A 17,639-nucleotide genomic window follows, 5' to 3' on the forward strand; every position below is an offset into this window, starting at 1 on the left:
ACTTCGATGCAGTTGCCGCCTTCGCCGCCGCTGTAGCTGGACTTGCGCCAGTCGTAGGCGACTTCGATGCAGTTGCCGCCCTCGGAGCTGCTGTAACTGCTCTTGAACCAGGCCAGTTCCGTGGTGTTCATCGTTCTCCCAGCAGTTTTTCGATCCAGGCCAGGGACTCCTGAGGCGAGAGTGCCCGCGCCCGGATGATCCCATAGCGCTCGGCGTAGGTGCGCGCCTGTTCTGGCGCGGTGATCAGCCGGGCGTGTCCGTAGATCTCGGTGTACGCGACCTCCCGCCGCCCCGGCGGGGTGAGGAGCGTGAACGCGCCGTCCAGGTAGGGGTGTTCCGTGCCGTCCTGCGGCATGATCTGGAGCTCGATCGTGCGCCGCCGGGCCACGTCCAGGACGCGGCGCAGCTGCTCGCGGTGGACCTGCGGTCCACCGAACGGGCGCAGCAGGACTGCCGCCTCCAGGACGAAGCTGATCGTCGGCGACGGCCACTTGTCGAGGATCACCTGTCGGGAGATCCGGTCGGCCACCCGCTTCTCGATCGTCGCCTCGTCGAGCATGGGACGGCGGTTCTCGAAGAGGTACCGCGCGTATGCCTCCGTCTGCAGAAGGCCCGGCACGGCCTGCACCTCGTAGTAATGCAGCGCCACGGCCTTCGCTTCCGCCTGGGCGAAGTCCTGGAACCAGTCCGGATGTCGGGTCCGCGCCCGCGACAGCGCCTCCCGTACGTCGTCCGCCGCAGCCGCGAGCACCCCACCCGCCCCGAGCACTGGGTCGACCATGACCAGAAAGTCCGGCTGGGGGACTCGTGCCCCCCTCTCGATCGAGGAGATCAGGTCCTTGCTGCAATGGATGATGGCGGCCAGCTCCGCCTGGCTCAGGCCCGCGTTCCTCCGCAGCGCCTTGATCTGTTTGCCCAGCGCCCGGAAAAGGTGCGCCGTACCGTCCGCCTCGGAGGGCCGTTCCGGCCGCTCCTCCTCGTTCCCCGACATCCGTACCGCCCTCGTGGCGTACCCGTACAGTTACCCAGCGTCGTGGCGTCGCTGCTGGTCAGCGTACGGTCGGGGGCCCAGGCTCGGGGGCATGAAATCCGAAACCGCCACTCCAACCGGTGAGTTCACGCTCCGGCTCTCGACAACGCGCCGGGGCGCACGCCTGGCGCGGTTACTCGCCGTGCAGCAGCTCCACGACTGGGGCCTGACCGGAACCGATGCCGTCGAACTGGTTGTCGCCGAGCTCGCCAACAACGCCGTCCAGCACGGCTGGGTGCCCGGGCGGGACTTCGAGGTGCGGATGGAGCGGGGCGACGACCACGTACGGGTCGAGCTGTCCGACGCGCGGGGCGAGCGGCGGCCCGTGCCCGCCCCGGCGCCGGACGAGGGCGGGTACGGGCTGCTGCTCGTCGCCGCCCTCGCCACGGCGTGGGGCGTGAAGGGCCGGTCCGTCGGCAAGACGGTCTGGGCGACCGTGCCGTTGTCGGATCAGAACATGGTGGTGGGGTAGGAGGTCGGCCATATGTAGGTCTTCAGCTCGAAGTCCTCGAAGGGGGCCCTCCAATTGCCGGTTCCCTTGGCGAAGTACACCCCTGCTCCGTCGGGGTCGCCCACCAGGTCCGGGCGGCCGTCGTGGTCGACGTCACCCACGCGGATCGGCACGAAGTTCCGCCAGTCACCGATTCTGGTGCGGGAGGCGAAGGTGCCGTCGCCCCTGCCGAGGTAGAGCCAGAGGACGCCGGCCGCGTCGCGGGCGACGAGGTCGCCTGCGGCGGCTCCGCCGATGTTCTCGGTGGCGGTGATCGTGTTGTAGACGCCCCAGCCACCGCCGACCTTCACGCGTGTGGCGAACGGGGACGTGACGGAGCCGGTGCCCTTGTAGAGCCAGAGGACGCCGGTCTTGTCGCGGGCGAGGAGGTCCGGGCGGCCGTCGCCGTTGAGGTCGCTGCCGCCGGTGAGCTGGTCGTAGATCTGCCAGCCGCCGCCGACGCGCACACGGGGCGCGAGCGTGCGGCCGGCGCCCTGGTGCAGCCAGAGGACGCCGGTCTTGTCGCGGGCGACGATGTCGGCGTACGAGGAACCGGCGATGTTGCCGGGGGCGACGAGCTGGTCGTAGGTGTTCCAGCCCGTGCCGATCCGCACGGGGTTCTCGTCCTGCCAGGTCGGTCCCCAGCGGTTCGTGTACCCGTCGTGGACGAACAGCTCGCCGTTGCCGTTCCGTACGAGCAGGTCGGAGCTGCCGTTGTCGTCGAAGTCGTGCGAGGTGGGCTTGTGGACGACCTTGAAGGACCCGGAGGCGACGAGGTCGGGGCCGATCTTGTCGTGGGGAGTCGCCGTCAGCTTCCAGGTGTAGTCGCCGTTGTACGCGGTGACGGAGTCGCCGAGGAGGCCGTCCCACTTCGCGGTGTAGGTTCCGCCGGAGAGGTAGGCCTGGACTGTCGCCCGCTTTCCGGTCGCCGTGTGCACCAGTTCGACGTTCACCGTGGCCCCGGTCCGGCTCAAGGTCCAGCTCAGGGGAACCGGGGCGGGGGTGCGGTCGAAGTCGATCGTCGCGGGGACGTCCTGCTTCACCAGCCCCAGCTTCGTGGGTTCGCCGGTGCTCGCCACGAGCGTGACCACCGGCGGGGCGCCGTCGGCGCCGGGGGCGATCCGGTAGAGGCCCTCGCCCTGGTCGATCGTCCCGCCCCGCGCCATCTGGACTCCGCCGGCGCCGGAAACGGAGCTCGTCGTGTGCTCCAGGAGCTTGACCGTCTCGCCGGTCGTCAGGGAGCGGGCGTAGAGCGCGTACAGGGCGTTCGGGTTCAGCGACCCGTAGGTCCCGAACTGGCGGTACGTCACCCAGTCGCCGATCAGCTCGATGGCGACGAAGGCCGTTGTCCCCAGGTCGTGGCGCACGGTTTCGTTCGTGCCCCGCCGGGTCACAGCCACCTTTGTCGTGGAGTCCGCGGACTTCTCGACCCAGGCGATGTGGGTGGCCGACAAAGCGGTGCTCCCCACCTCGCCCTCGGGCAGCTCGTACTCCTCGACGACCGCGTGGGTCGCGATGTCCACGACGGCCGCCCGGTTCCGCTTCACCCCGTCCACGGTGCCCGAGTACCGGATCACGGCGGTGTCGGGCGAGTCCACGTCGATGTAGGTGATCACGGCGTCGGCAGGCAGGCCGGTCACCGTCTCGTCGACCAGGACACCCTGTGGCTTGCCGATGATGTGGACGTCGGTTCCGCCGGTCGCGTTGGCCTTCTTCATGACGAGGCGGGTGCCCGCGTACCTCGCGAAGGTGTAGCCGCCGCCGAGGGGGTTGATGTCGATCTCCAGCGGATCGCCTCCGCTGCCCATGTCGTACAGCGTGAAGACACCGTCCTTCGAGCCGCTCGACACGATGTCCGACCCGTGGGCCGATGCGTACGACACTCCGGGGAGGACCGTTGTGACGCCGTCCGCGAAGCGCGTCCACCGCCAGGTGAGGGGTGTGTTGATGATGCTCTGAGTACTCAGGAAGCCCGTCGGGCCGGCACCCATGACCCAGGAATCGACCGGGAACGGCACGACGTCCTGCTCCGCCGACTCCCCGGCGGCAGCCGTCACGGCCCCCGTCGTCGCGAAGGCCGCGGGCGCGGCCGTCGCCGCCGCGCCCGCCGTGAGGGTGCCCACGGTGACGGCGAGGGCGACGGTGACGGCGGCGGCGAGCCGGTGCCGGGACGTACGTGCTGGGGACACGATGCTGTTCCTCCCCCTGTGGTCGGGGCATGGTGCTCCATGCCCCGACCACAGGACCTCCGGGCGGATCGAAAGGTTGTACGTCCGGTCGGCTGATCCGTCAGAAGGCCCTGTCGAAGTCCTTGGCATAGCCCAAGCCCACGCCCCAGCTGGGATTCGTGAAGGGGGCCCGGTAGTCACCCGTGCCCCTGTAGATCTCCACGCCGTCGGTGGTGGTGCCCCTGTGGTCCACCGCGAGCAGGTCGGCGCGGCCGTCCTTGTCGGCGTCGCCGATGCCGACGAGATCGGTGTACTGGTTCCAGCCGCCGCTGATGCGGGTGCGGGCGGCGAAGGTGCCGTCGCCCTTGCCGAGGTAGAGCCAGAGGACACCGTCCTTGTCGCGGGCGACGAGGTCACCGGCCGGGCCTCCGGCGAGGTTTCCGGTGGCGGTGAGCCGGTTGTAGACGCCCCAGCCGCTGCCGACGCGCTTGCGCGGGGCGAACGGGGCCTGCTCGTTGCCGGTGGCCCGGTAGAGCCAGAGGACGCCGGACCTGTCGGTGGCGAGGAGGTCGGGGCGGCCGTCGCCGGTGAGGTCGCTGCCGGCGGTGAACTTGTCGTAGATCTGCCAGCCGCCGCCCACCTCGGTCCGGGGGGCGAAGGAGTGCCCGGTGCCCCGGTAGTACCAGAGGACGCCCGTCCGGTCGCGGCCGAGCAGGTCGGCGTAGGAGGAACCGGCCAGGTTGCCCGGGGCGATGATCCGGTCGTACGTGTTCCAGCCGCCGCCCCGGTCGGTCCGCTCCCACGCGCCCTGATAGCGGTTGTCGAACATCTGCCGGACGTCGAGGGAGGAGAGGCGTCCCGCGCTGTTCGTGAGGAGCAGGTCGGGGGAGCCGCTGTCGGAGTAGCCGTGGGGATGCGCCTTGCCGACGACCTTGAGGGTGCCGGATCGTTCTACCGCCGGGCCGATGCCGTTCCAGGGGGTCGCCGTCATCTTCCAGGTGTACGTGCCGTGGTAGGCGGCGACGGCGTTGTCGAACTGGCCGGGCCAGTTCATGGTGACCCCGTTGCGCGCGTACATGTCGTCGGCGTAGGAGGTCCAACGCTTCCCGGACGCCTCGTGGGTGAGGACGAGCCGGATATCCGCGCCCTGCCTCCCGAACTGCCAGAAGAACCGCGCCTTGGAGCCGGCCGTGTCGAAGTCGACGGTGGCAGGCACCTCTTCGCCCACCACGGTGAGCGCGACGGGCCTGCCCAGGCTCGCCACGAGGGTGGCGGCGGGGAGGCCGTCCGGCCCCGTGGCGATCCGGTAGATGCCCTCGCCCTGCTCGATCGTGCCGCCCTGCACGAGGAGCTCGGAGTCCGACTGGCTGCGGATGGTGTCGACGACGTCGAGGACCTTCACCGTCTGCCCGGTCGTCAGCGAGCGGAGCGTCAGCCCGTAGAGGGGGTTGGGGTGGCGCTGCAGGAAACCAGGCTTCGTCGTTTCGGCGTATGCCAGCCAGTCGTCGTCCATCAACTCGGTCTGGAGGAACTGTCCGTAGCCGATGGGAATGCGGGTGGAGTCGGCCTCGCCCCGCCGGGCCACCTCCAGGGCCACCGCTCCGTCGGCGGTCGGGGCCTCGGCCCAGGCCAGGTGCGTGGCGGACAGGGTGACGTCGGTCTGGTATCCGCCTCGTGTCGCGCGGCGCTCCTCCACCGCCTTGGCGGTGGCGACGTCCACCACGGCCGTACGCCAGCCGGCCGCGTTGCCCTCGGGTACGTCGTACAGGAGGGACAAGGTGTCCGGCGAGTCCACCTGGCTGGAGAGGTCGCGCGCGGCCATGTCCGTGGGCAGCCCGAAGACCGTACGGTCGATGATCGTGCCGTCCGGCTTGCTGACGAGGTGGACGTCCCGGCCCTCGCTGCCGTCGTCCTTGGGGACGCTCACGACGAGGGTGCTGCCGACCAGGTCCATGAGGGTGGCGCCCGTGCCGAGGAAGCCGATGTCGATGGACACGGGGGAGGAGGCCCCGGACATGTCGTACACGGTGTGGACGGTTCCGGCCGAGGCCACGACGGTGTCCGCGCGGACGGTGCCCCTGGAGCCCGCGGGCAGCGCGGTCGTGACGCCGTCCGCGTACCGGGTCCAGGAGAAGCCGCCGTCGTTGTGACGGGTGAGGAACCCCGACGGGCCGTTGCCGACCAGCTGGGAGTCCTGCGGCAGGGTGGGCACGGTGGCGACCTGCTGATCCGCCGCGACGGCCGCCGTCTCCGGGCCCGCGCCGGTCGCAGCCACGGCGGGCGAGGCCAGGACGCCCGCCGTGACGGCGAGGGCGACGGCCACGGCGGCGGCGAGCCGGTGGCGGGACGTGCGTGCGTGTGCCAAGGCAGTGCTCTCTCTCAAGAGGCGCGGGCGCGGCGCGATCCGCCGCGCCCGCAGGACTCTTGAGGTGCCCGGAAGGTTGTACGGTCCGGGCGCCCTGTTCCGGCCGTATCCCGCCGATCCGGCAGAAGACCGTCAGAAGATCGTCAGGTCCGAGCCGAAGTAGTCGTAGGAGTAGATGGCCTGGCGGGTCCCGAAGGGTGCGCGCCAATCGCCCGTGCCCTTGTAGACGTACGTGTTGCCGTAGTGGTTGTTCGCCAGCAGGTCCGGGTGGCCGTCGCGGTCGACGTCGCCGAAGCCGGCGAGCCCGTAGTACGCGTTCCAGCCGCCGCCGATCCTCGTCCGGGCGGCGAAGGTGCCGTCGCCCTTGCCGAGGTAGAGCCAGAGGACGCCGGCGGTGTCGCGGGCGACGAGGTCGCCGGCCGGGCCGCCGCCGATGTTGTCGGTGGCGGTGATCTGGTTGTAGACGCCCCAGCCGCCGCCGACCTTCACGCGGGGCGAGAAGGGGGCCGTGGCGGAGCCGGTGCCCTTGTACAGCCACAGGACGCCGCTGGTGTCGGTGGCGAGGAGGTCGGGGCGGCCGTCGCCGTTGAGGTCGCTGCCGCCGGTGAGCTTGTTGTAGATGTTCCAGCCGCCGCCGATCTTCACGCGGGGCGCGAGGGCGTGGCCGGTGCCCTGGTGGAGCCAGAGGACGCCGGTCTTGTCGCGGGCGACGATGTCGGACTGCGGGGCGCCGGCGACGTTCCCGGGGGAGACGAGCCGGTCGTAGGCGTTCCAGCCGCCGGTGCCGAGCCAGGTGGGAAAATCGGGGGTCCACGAGCCGAGGGGGCTGCTCGTGTTGTACAGCTTCAGACCGGTGGAGTCCCGCACGAGCAGGTCGGGGGTGCCGTTGTCGTCGAAGTCGTGCGGGACGACCTTGCGGACGACCTTGAAGGTGCCGGTCTTCTCCACGGCCGGGCCGATGCCGCCGATGGGCTGCGCCGTGAAGCGCCAGGTGTAGTCGCCGTTGGGGGCGGGGGCCCTGTACTCGGCGGGAATGGCGGGGTTGCTCGTGACGAACGTGCCGTCCCACTTGAAGCCGTATCGGCCTTCTCCGTAGGAGGAGATCTCGGGACTCCACGATTTGCCGGTCGCGGGGTGCTCCAGCCTGACGCGTACCTCCATCGCCGGCCTGTTGAGGGTCCAGGTCAGTGGGACCGGGGTGGTGACGCCGTCGAAGTCGATCGTCTCGGGGACGTCGTGCTTCACGAACTCCAGCGTGGTGGACTGGCCGGTGCTCGCCACGAGGGTGACCGTCGGCCGGGCGCCGTCGGCACCGGGGGCGATCCGGTAGAGGCCCTCGCCGTGCTCGATCGTCCCGCCCCGCGCCATCTGGGTCCCGTCGGGGCCGGGGGTGGAGGTCAGCGTGTGGTCCAGGAGGTCGACCGTCTCACCCGTCGTCAGGGAGAAGGCCCGCAGTGCGTACCTGGAGTTCGGGAGCGAGGTCGGGTTCGGCGCGAACTGTCGGTACGTCAGCCAGTCGCCGACCAGCTGGATGCCGACGGAGTTCGTGATGCCCAGGTCGTGGCGTACGGTCGCGCCGGTGTCCCGCCGGGCCACGGTCACCTTCACCGTGGAGTCCGCGGGCTTCTCGACCCAGGCGATGTGGGTGGCCGAGAGGGCGGAGTTCCCCACGGGGACGTCGGGCGTCCCGTACTCCTCGACGACCGCGTGGGTCGCGATGTCCACGACGGCCGCGCGGCTCCGCTTCGTCCCGTCCACGGTGCCCGCGTACATGACCACGGCGCTGTCGGAGGAGTCCACGTTGACGCTGGTGATCGCGGCGTCGGCCGGCAGGCCGGTGACCGTGTCGTCGACCAGGTCCCCCTGCTGCTTGCCGATGACGTGGAGGTCGGTGCCGCCGGTCGCGTTGGCCTTCTTCGCCACGAGCCGGGTGCCGGCGGATCCCACGACGGTGTAGCCCTCGCCGAGGGGGCGGATGTCGATCTCCAGCGGATCGGCGTCCGTCGCCATGTCGTACAGCTTGAAGACGCCGCTTCCGTCGGTCCCCCGCACGACGTCCGTGCGCCGCGAGCCCCCGTATGAGCCCCCGGGGAGCACGGTCGTGGCGCCGTCCGCGTACCGCGTCCACCGGTAGGTGATCTGCGTGCCGCCCTGGCCGCTCAGGAAGCCGGTCGGGCCGGCGCTGAGGACCGAGGCGTCGACCGGGAACGGGACGACGTCCTGCTCCGCCGACTGCGCGGCGGCGGCCGGGGCCACGGCCGCCGCCGCGGCGAAGGAAGGCGTGACGGTCACAGTGGTCACGGCCAGGACGGCCGTCACCGCCGCGCCCAGCCGGATCCGGGCGGTGCGTGTGCGGGTCAAGAGACTGTTCCTCCCCCAGAGGTGTGGGCATGGCGTTCGACGCCATGCCCACAGGACCCCCGAGGAGATCGGAAGGTTGTACGCCCGGGTCAGAACAGGGTCGTGGGGTACGTCCCGAGCGGCTCCGGGCTGTACACCTCGCGCCGGGAGCTGAACGGCGCGCGCCAGTCGCCCGTGCCCACGTAGTAGGAGAGGGTCTCGAAGTTGCCGCCCATGACTCCCTGGGCGACGAGGTCCGGGCGGCCGTCCCTGTTGACGTCGCCGACGCCGACGAGGTCGGTGTAGCGGTCCCAGCCGCTGCCGATCCTGGTGCGCGGCGCGAACGTGCCGTCGCCCTTGCCGAGGTACAGCCAGAGGACACCGGCCCGGTCGCGGGCGACGAGGTCGCCGGCGGGGCCTCCGGCGAGGTTGCCGACGGCGGAGATCTGGTTGTAGACGCCCCAGCCGCCGCCGATCTTCTTGCGGGCGGCGAAGGGTGCGGTTCCCTTGCCGGTGCCCTTGTACAGCCACAGGTCGCCGGCCTTGTCGGCGGCGAGGAGGTCGGAGCGGCCGTCGTTGGTGAGGTCGCTGCTGCCGCCGACGAGCTTGTCGTAGGTCTGCCAGCCGCCGCCGATCTTCGTACGGGGGGCGAAGGCGTGGCCGGTTCCGGAGTACAGCCAGAGGTCGCCGACCCGGTCGCGGCCGATGACGTCGGCGTACGGGGAGGCGTCCAGATTGCCGGGGGCCGCGAGCCGGTCGTAGATGTTCCAGCCCTGGCCGATGACCGTGGGCGTCCGCTTGTAGCCCCAGCGGGTCTCGTAGAGGCTCTGACGGGCGTCGTAGTTGAGCAGCCGGCCCGAGCCCGAGCCGTCCAGGACGAGGAGGTCCGCGAGGCCGCTGTCGGAGAAGTCGTGCGGGGCGGGCTTGCTGCTGACCTTGAGGGTGCCGGTCCTGACCAGGTCGGGCCCGATGCCGTTGGACGGGCGGGCGGTCATCTTCCAAGTGTAGTCGCCGTTGGAGGCGGCGGAGTGGTCGTCGAACATGCCGGTCCAGCGCACCCCGGAAAGGGAACCGTCGCGTTCCGTGAAGCCGAGGTCGGAGGTCCAGCGCTTCCCGGACGCGGTGTGGGTGAGGACGACGCGGAACCGGTTGGGCTTGCTGAACTCCCAGAAGAAGCCCGGCTCGTCGCCGCGCGCGAGGTCGGCCGAGGTGGGGAGGGGAGCGTTCGCGTACTCCTTGGCGCCGAGCACGACGGTCTCGCCCGTGCTCGCCACCTGCGTGGCGGCCGGGGTGCCGTCCTCGCCGGGGGCGATCCGGAAGAGGCCGTCGCCCTGGGCGATCGACCCGCCCTGGACCAGGGCCGCGCCGCCGGGCGCGTACCGGAGGCTGACCACGTGGTCGAGGAGCGTGACGGTCTTTCCGCTCGTGAGGGAGCGGGCCGTCAGCGCGTAGTACGGGTCGGGCGTGAGGGCCTTGGCCCCGCCGGTCACGGTGTACATCACCCAGTCGCCGAGCAGGCGGACGTCGACCGGGTTCGTGGTCCCGACGGGGATGCGCTGGACGGCGGTCTCGCCCCACCGGGCCACCACCAGGTCCACGGTGCCGGTGGACGACTTCTCCGTCCAGGCCGCGTGGGTGGCGGTCGCGCTGACGCCGGACAGCACGCGCCGGGTGTAGCCCGGGCCGGGCACGATCTCGTCGTACGCCTTCGGGACGGCGCGGTCCTCGGTGACCTCGGCGGTGGCGACGTCCACACGGGCCACGTGCTTCGCGGACACCCCGCCGACCGTGCCGGTGTAGAGCAGGGTCAGGGTGTCGGGCGAGTCCGCGCGCGCGTAGTGGATCACGACGTCCTCGGGCAGCCCGCTCACCTTGCGGTCCACGACGGTGTCCGCGGGCTTGCCGACGAGGTGGAGGGAGGTCTTCTTGTCGGCGTCGGTGACCTTCAGGACGACGGTGGCGCCGGCCAGTCCGGTGAACTCGGCGGACGTGCCCAGGAAGGCGGTGTCGACGACCTCGGGATCGGCGCCGGTGGCCATGTCGTACAGCTTGTACGCGGCCCCCTCCCGCTTCGCGATCGTGTCGGTCTGCTGGCCGCCCTGGTAGTCACCGGCGGGCAGCACGGTCGTGACGCCGTCCTCGTACCGCGTCCAGCGGAAGGTCCCGTCCGAGGGCAGCCGCGTCAGGAAGCCCGACGTGCCGTTGCCCCGGATCCGGGAGCCCGGCGGCAGCTCCGGCGTGACCTGCTGCGTGTCCCCGGCCGCCGTCACGGCCCCCGTCGTCGCCACGGCCGCCGGTACGGCCGTGAGCGTGCCCACGGTGACGGCGGCTACGAGGGTCGCAGCGGCGGCGAGACGGTGCCGGGACACATGTGCTCTGGACAAAGTGGTGTTTCCTCCCCAGAGGTGTGGGCGCGGCGAGATCGCCACGCCCACATGACTCACGGACCGCTCGAAGGGTTGTGCGTCGTGATCAGAAGAGTTCGGTCACTCCGTCGCCCACACCGGGGTTGTACGGCGCCCGGCGGGACGCGAACGGGGCCCGCCAGTCGCCCGTGCCCTTGTACACGTAGAGGCTGTCGTAGCGGCCGCCGAGGACGTCGTACGCGATGAGGTCGTTCTTGCCGTCGCGGTCGGTGTCGCCGATGCCGACCAGGCTCGTGTACTGGTTCCAGCCGCTGCCGATCCGCGTGCGGGGCGCGAAGGTGCCGTCGCCCTTGCCGAGGTACAGCCAGAGGACGCCGTCCTTGTCGCGGGCGACGAGGTCACCGGCGGCCGCTCCGGCGAGGTTGCCGGTGGCGGTGATCCGGTTGTAGACGCCCCACCCGCCGCCGACCTTCACACGCGGCGCGAAGGGCTTCACGGCGTCGCCCGTGGCCTTGTAGAGCCACAGCACGCCCGTGGTGTCGGTGGCGAGGAGGTCCGGGCGGCCGTCGCCGGTGAGGTCGGAGCCGGCGGTGAGCTTGTTGTAGATCTGCCAGCCGCCGCCGACCTTCGTCCGGGGAGCGAGGCCCTTGCCGTTGCCCTGGTGCAGCCAGAGCACGCCCGCCTTGTCGCGGGTGACGACGTCCCCGGCGGTCGTGCCGGCGATGTCGCCGGTGGCCGCGATCCGGTCGTACGTGTCCCAGCCCGTCCCGAAGTCCCCGGGGGTCAGGGGCTGGGCCGTGCGCTCCCGGTCGATCTGGCCGATGTCGTACGAGCGCAGCCGGCCCGCCCCGTCCCGGGAGAGGAGGTCCGGTGAGCCGTTGTCGTCGAAGTCGTGCGGCCTCGGCGCGCGGGTGAGGGTGAGCGTGCCGGTGCGGACGACGTCGGGTCCGATGCCGTTGGCGGGCTTCGCCGTCATCGTCCAGGTGTACTCGCCGTTGTACGCCGGGAGGCCGTTGTCGAACAGCCCTTCCCAGACGAACGGGAAGTCGGTCACCCCCGTGCGCGGGAAGGGGGAGCTGATGGTCCGCTTCAGACCGGACGCGGTGTGCGTGAAGACCAGGCTCGCGGTCGCGTTGAACCGGCTGAGCGACCACGAGGCCTTCAGCGAGCCGCTGTTGCGGTCGAGGTCGACGCTGCTCGGGGGGAGGGTCTCCTTCTCCACCGTGAGGACGGTGGGCCGGCCGGCGCTCGTCACCAGAGTGGCGACCGGGGTGCCGTCGGCGCCGGGGGCGACGCGGTAGAGGCCCTCGCCCTGCTCGACCGTGCCGCCGAGGACCAGCAGGCTGCCGTCGGGGTCGACGGTGGCGGACTGGACGTGGTCCAGGAGCCTGACCGTCTCGCCGGTCTTCAGGGAGCGGGCGGTGAGGGGGTGGAGGGTATCGGCCCAGGTGGCCGTGCCGCCGCCGTTCCGGTCGTACGTCACCCAGTCGCCGACCAGCTTGAGGATGATGTCCTGCGAGTTCGTCCTGCGGGAGTCCAGCGGTGTCCGCTCGACCTCCGTGCCGCCCCGGCGGGCCACGGCGAGGGTCGCCTGGCCCCCGGCGGGCGTCTCGGCCCAGGCCACGTGGGTCGGGGACAGGACGGTGGAGCCGGTGACGGTGGACGACGCGGTCCCGTACGTCTCGGTGACCGCGCCGGTGGCGGGATCCACCACGCCCACGTGCTTCGTCCAGACCCCGTCGACCACGCGGTTGTAGTGGAGCACGAGGGTGCCGGGCTTGTTGGTGTACATCAGCAGGGGCCGGGAACCCTCGGGCAGGACGACCTTCCGGTCGACGACCTGGCCGCCCTCCGCGGAGACGAGGTGGTACTCCAGGCCGGAAGCCGTGCTCACCGTCATGACGAGGGTGGAGCCGACGACCCGGTTGAGCGTGTAAGGGGTGGCGGCCGTGTTGAAGGCGGAGGTGTCGATCACGAGGGGCTCCGAGGCACCGCTCATGTCGGTGAGCGTGATCACGCTTCCGTTCTGCGTGGCGACGGTGTCCGTGCCCAGGGCGCCCCAGTGCCTCCCGGAGAGCGTGGTGGTGACGCCGTCGGAGAAGCGCGTCCAGCGGTAGACGACGCTCTGCCCGCCGGTGGCGCTCAGCATGCCGGTGCGGCCGGCGCTGATGAGCGTCGAGTCGGCGGGGAGCGTGAGCAGCGTGTCCTGCTCGTCCGTGACCGCCTGTACGGGGGTGGCCGGGGCGGCGGCGAAGGCCGGGGTCGCGAGACCGGCGGCGGTGGTGACGGCGAGCACGGCTGCGATGGCCGCGCCCAGTCGTCTCCGGGGTGTGCGTACGTGCGGCAAAACGTGTTCCTCCCCCAGAGGTAAGGGTGTGACGGATGATCCGTCACACCCTTACCGATCGCCGAGGGGGCCGGAAGGTTGTGGCCCGGCACCGTAGGGCTTGGAACATTGCCGGTGCCGAACCCCGTCGGCTAGGAAACGGAGTTGAACTTCGTCCCTTCGCCCGCGTACAGGTTCGTCGTCAGGCGCGTGAACGGCGCCGTGGCCGAGCCGGTGGACTTGTAGACGTACGTGCCGCCCGTCCCGTACGCGATCAGGTCCGGGCGGCCATCGGCGTTCACGTCGCCCGCGCCGACCAGCTGGGAGAAGGCACCCCAGCCGGAACCGACCTTCACCCGGGTGGAGAAACCACCGGAGCCGTTGCCCTGGTAGAGCCACAGGACGCCGGAGGTGTCACGGGCGACCAGGTCGTCCGCGGACGAGCCCGCGATGTTGCCGACCGCGGTGATCTGGTTGTAGATCCCCCAGCCGCCGCCGATCTTGACGCGGTTCCCGAACGGGTGGAAGAGGTCGCCGGTGCTCGGGTAGAGCCACAGCACGCCGGAGGTGTCGGTGGCGAGGAGGTCGGACCTGCCGCCGCCGGTGAGGTCCGAGCCGCCGGTCATCTTGTTGTAGACGCCCCATCCGCCGCCGACCTTGGTGCGGGTGGCGAAGGTGCCGTCGCCCTTGCCGGAGTACAGCCACAGCACGCCGGTGCCGTCGAGGGCGACGAGGTCGCCGGGCGTACGGCCGATGATGTTGCCGACGGCCTCGATCTGCTTGTACGTGCCCCAGCCCGAGCCGATCTTCGTACGGCGGGCGGTGTTGATCTGGCTGCCCACGGGCCAGTCGAACAGGTCGTCGCGCCACAGCGTGCCGGAGGCGTCCCGGGCCAGGACGTCCGTCGAGCCGTTGTCGGTGAAGTCGTGCGGGTTGGCCGTCCGCGTGACCGCGAAGCCGCCGGAGGCGGTCGCCGGGGCGGTGCCGTCGCTCGGGGTCGCCTTCACGGACCAGGTGTAGTCGCCGTTCGGGGCGCTGACGCCGTCGAGGACGCCGTTCCAGGGGAGACGGAAGGTGTTCCCGCTGACCGGGTTCACCAGGTGCGTGACGAGCTTCTTGCCGGTGGCGGCATGCGTGAGCGTGACCTCCACATCGACGTCGCCGCGCGACAGCGTCCACTCCATCGGGACCTCGGTGCCCGGCTTCTCCAGGCTCACCGTCGCCGGGACCTTCGAGCCGGTCACCTGGACGCCCAGGACCCGGCCCGTGGTGGCCTCCAGGGCGACCGTCGGGCGGGCGCCGCCCGAGCCGGAGATCCGGAAGACGCCGTCGCCGTCGGCGCCGAAACCGCGCACGAGCAGGGTGCCGTCGGGGGCGTGGGCCACGCTGGAGAAGTTGGCCAGGAGCTTGTACGGCTGGGCGCCCGCGTCGGTGAGGCTCCGCGCGTACAGCGGGCTGGGGTTCTCGGCGGTGGCGGTGCCCGGGACGCCGTACAGGATCGTGTCGCCGACGATGCCGGCGACGACGGCACCGGCCATGGCGTCGGTCAGCGGGATGCGCGTGACCGTGGTGGTGCCGAGCTTCTCCGCTCTGATCTCCAGGCCGCCCTCCGGGGCCGAGTGGACCCACGCCTGCCAGTTGGCGGTGAGGGCGCCGGTCGAGGACTGGGACCACTGGGCGGTGCCGGTGCTGCCGCCCCAGTCGACGACCGAGTTGTTGAAGGCGCCCGTGGTCGCGCTCCACCACTTGGGCTCAAGGCCCGATGTGCCCTGCACCATCTCGGTGCCCAGGACGACCATGTTCGTTCCGTCGGTGGCGACGACCTTGAAGTCCACGTTCTTGCGCATGCCGGACGTGAGCTTCGTCTTCTGGACGACGCCGTTGACCTGGGTCAGCTTCCACAGATCGCGGTAGTTCTCGGTGCCGCTCGGGACGCTCACGAAGAGGCTGTCGCGGACGATGCCGACCAGCTGGGCGCCGGAACCGAACACACCGATGTTGAGGTTGGCGTACGTCGTGGTCGCCGGGTTGTACGCGGTGAACATGCTGCCGTCGCCCGTCAGCATGTAGTCGGAGGTGGAGTCGTAGGCGTTCGGCCCCGACAGCGTCGACACGGTGCCATCGGTGTGGTGCCACTCCAGGGCGGTGGTGCCGTTCTCGTCCGTGCAGGTCGTGACGTAGCCGTAGGCGCCGGTGGAGACGACCTCGGCGCCGACGGGCAGCAGGCCGGCGGCGGTCGGCGCGCACCGGCCCTCGGCGGTGGTGGCGGCGAAGGCCGGGGCGGTGACGAGGGTCCCCGTCACGGAGGCGACCGTGGCGAGGGTGAGGACCGCTGCGGCCAGACGGCGGCCGGATATACGGGTGTGCTTCATGTGCGCCTTCCTGAAAAGACCGGTCAGAAGATCGAGTTGAACTGGGCGGCGTCGGAGTGCACGTCCGTGAACACGCCCGGCTTGAAGGGGGCCGTCGCGACCCCGGTGCCCGAGTAGAGGCGGGAGCCGGAGCGCCCGGCGGCGTAGAGGTCCACCCGGCCGTCGCGGTCGGCGTCGCCGACGCCCACGAGGTGGGTGAAGCCGCCCCAGCCGGAGCCGACCTTCACGCGCGTGGTGAAGCCGCCGCTGCCGTTGCCCTGGTAGAGCCACAGGACGCCGGAGGTGTCGCGGGCGACGAGGTCGCCGGCGGCCGTACCGGCGAGGTTGCCGACGGCCGTGATCCGGTTGTAGATCCCCCAGCCACCGCCGACCTTCACGCGCGCCGCGAAGGGGGCCGTGGCGTTGCCGGTGCCCTTGTAGAACCACAGCGCGCCGGTCGTGTCGGTCGCGAGGAGGTCCGAGCGGCCGTCGCCGTTGAGGTCGGAGCCGCCGGTGAGCTGCTTGTACGTGTTCCAGCCGGAGCCGACCTTCACGCGCGTCGCGAAGCCGCCGTTCCCGTTGCCCTGGTACAGCCACAGGACGCCCGAGGCGTCTCGGGCGAGGAGGTCGGGGGCCGCGCCGCCGGCGACGTCGCCGACGGCCTCCAGCTGGTTGTAGATCCCCCAGCCGGTGCCGACCGCGTACCGCCCGGTCGAGGAGACCTCTCCCGCCGGGGTGACGACGGTGTCGTCCCGCCACAGCTTGCCGGAGGCGTCCCGGGCCAGGACGTCCGGGCTCGTGTTGGACGTGTAGTCGTGCGGGCCGGTCTTGCGGGCGACCTTGAAGGTGCCGGTCTTCTTGAGGTCCGGGCCGATGTTGTTGAGCGGCGTGGCGCTGAGCTCCCACGTGTACTCGCCGGCCGGGGCGAAGCCGCCGATGCCGCCGAGGACCTTGGCGGTCGAGCCGTCCCAGTTCATGGTGACCACGCCGTCGACCGGAGTGTGCGAGTAGGTGTTGAACGTGAACGAGGCCTGCTGCCCCGTCGCCTTGTGCCGCAGCGTCACCGAGCCCTGGACGTTGTTGCGGGACAGGGTCCAGCTGAGCTTCGCCGGCCCGGTGAGGGCGTCGAAGTCGACGGTCGCGGGGACGTCCGTCCTGAGGAGGGTGAGCGCGGTGGGCTGTCCGGTGCTCGCGACGAGCGTGACGACCGGCCTGCCGGTGGCCGGGTCCGGGGCGATCCGGTAGACGCCCTCGCCGTGGGCGACCGAGCCGCCGCGGACGAGGAGGCTGCCGTCGGGCGCGGAGACCGAGGACGTGGCGTGGTCGAGCAGCTTGATCTTGCTGTCGGGGTTGTGGGAGTCGACGGCGGTGAGCGCGTCGTACGGGGTGGGGTGCTGGGTCGTGCCGCCCTCCGTCAGCCCGTACGTCACCCAGGAGCCGACGAGGCCGATGTGCATGCTGTCGAAGTTCCAGCCGCCCGAGGTGAGGGAGGCGAGGTCGATGACCGGCCCGGAGCCCTCCCCGCCGCGCTCGGCGAAACGGATCCGGGCGGCATACGGGTCCGTCGCCCCGCCCGTGACCCAGGCGAAGGAAGTGGCGTCGGCCGCGAAGTCCTTGGCGCCGGCCTCGCGCTTCTCGACGACCTGGGCGGTGGTGGCGTCCACGACGGCGAGGTAGCCGATGACGGAGTCGCCGGTGTCGACCGTGTACCGGACGAGGGCGGTCGTCGGCGAGATCGTCTCGGCCCGCCAGACGCGGGCGTTGGCGGGGAACCCGGTCACCCGGCGGTCGGAGTCCGCGTACACGCCCTCGGTCCTGAGCCGGACCTCACCCGTCCTGGACGTGGAGTCGTACGAGGAGAAGAGCAGGGTCCGGCCGATGACCGTCCGCAGCAGCTGCCGGGTGTCGGGCTGCTCGATGACGGTGGTGGCGCCGCTCGGGTCCGACATGTCCCGGAGCAGGTACTGGGTGCGCGTGGGCACCCGGGTGACGACCGTGTCGGAGTGGCCGGCGAAGTACTCGGTCTGCTGGGGCAGGGTCGTGGTGGTGCGGTCGACGGTGCTCGTCCAGCGGTAGGTCTCCTGGCCGTTCCGGTACTCGACGGTCAGGAAGCCGGAGGGGCCGGCGCCGACGATCCGGCTCGTCTGCGGGATGGAGATCGCGCCGTCGAGGGCGTTCGCCGGTCCCTGGACGGAGGTGGAGG

At 71.2% G+C, this 17,639-nt stretch carries 10 protein-coding genes; 1 reads left to right on the plus strand and 9 read right to left on the minus strand.

Going from position 1 to position 17,639, the window contains the following annotated elements:
- A partial coding sequence (locus tag CCN56_RS05175; protein WP_143664432.1) for a DUF397 domain-containing protein occupies positions 1–131 on the minus strand: 131 nt, incomplete at its 3' end.
- The gene (locus CCN56_RS05180) at positions 128–991 is read right to left on the minus strand and encodes a helix-turn-helix transcriptional regulator (RefSeq protein WP_086824046.1); all 864 of its coding nucleotides are present in this window, start codon (positions 989–991) and stop codon (positions 128–130) included. The genes CCN56_RS05175 and CCN56_RS05180, both read right to left, overlap by 4 nt.
- 91 nt (positions 992–1,082) lie before the next feature.
- Between CCN56_RS05180 and CCN56_RS05185 the strand changes: the two genes are divergently transcribed.
- Positions 1,083–1,502: an ATP-binding protein gene (locus CCN56_RS05185; RefSeq protein ID WP_086824049.1), complete on the plus strand. Its 420-nt coding sequence runs from the start codon at positions 1,083–1,085 to the stop codon at positions 1,500–1,502.
- Here CCN56_RS05185 and CCN56_RS05190 read toward each other — a convergent pair.
- From CCN56_RS05190 to CCN56_RS42965, 7 genes are all read right to left on the minus strand, one after another.
- Positions 1,481–3,709, minus strand: a complete 2,229-nt coding sequence (locus CCN56_RS05190; protein ID WP_086824051.1) for a VCBS repeat-containing protein — start codon at positions 3,707–3,709, stop codon at positions 1,481–1,483. The two genes, CCN56_RS05185 and CCN56_RS05190, sit on opposite strands and share 22 nt — an antisense overlap.
- A gap of 100 nt (positions 3,710–3,809) precedes the next feature.
- Complete coding sequence (locus tag CCN56_RS05195) at positions 3,810–6,053, minus strand: VCBS repeat-containing protein (protein ID WP_086824053.1); 2,244 nt, start codon at positions 6,051–6,053, stop codon at positions 3,810–3,812.
- Between the two features lie 132 nt (positions 6,054–6,185).
- Positions 6,186–8,414 (minus strand): VCBS repeat-containing protein, encoded by a 2,229-nt coding sequence (locus CCN56_RS05200; protein WP_086824055.1) that lies wholly within the window; start codon positions 8,412–8,414, stop codon positions 6,186–6,188.
- A gap of 89 nt (positions 8,415–8,503) precedes the next feature.
- Complete coding sequence (locus tag CCN56_RS05205; protein ID WP_143664433.1) at positions 8,504–10,777, minus strand: VCBS repeat-containing protein; 2,274 nt, start codon at positions 10,775–10,777, stop codon at positions 8,504–8,506.
- 88 nt (positions 10,778–10,865) lie between these two features.
- Positions 10,866–13,106, minus strand: coding sequence for a VCBS repeat-containing protein (locus CCN56_RS05210; RefSeq protein WP_179199694.1), 2,241 nt, complete (start codon positions 13,104–13,106; stop codon positions 10,866–10,868).
- Positions 13,107–13,237: 131 nt separating this feature from the next.
- The gene (locus CCN56_RS42960; protein ID WP_086824062.1) at positions 13,238–15,457 is read right to left on the minus strand and encodes a VCBS repeat-containing protein; all 2,220 of its coding nucleotides are present in this window, start codon (positions 15,455–15,457) and stop codon (positions 13,238–13,240) included.
- Positions 15,458–15,480: 23 nt separating this feature from the next.
- On the minus strand, positions 15,481–17,639 hold a 2,159-nt coding region (locus tag CCN56_RS42965), incomplete at its 5' end, for an FG-GAP-like repeat-containing protein (RefSeq protein WP_086824064.1).

The sequence above is a fragment of the Streptomyces sp. NRRL B-24572 genome (assembly GCF_002156145.1).
In the GTDB taxonomy this organism is placed as follows: domain Bacteria; phylum Actinomycetota; class Actinomycetes; order Streptomycetales; family Streptomycetaceae; genus Streptomyces; species Streptomyces vietnamensis.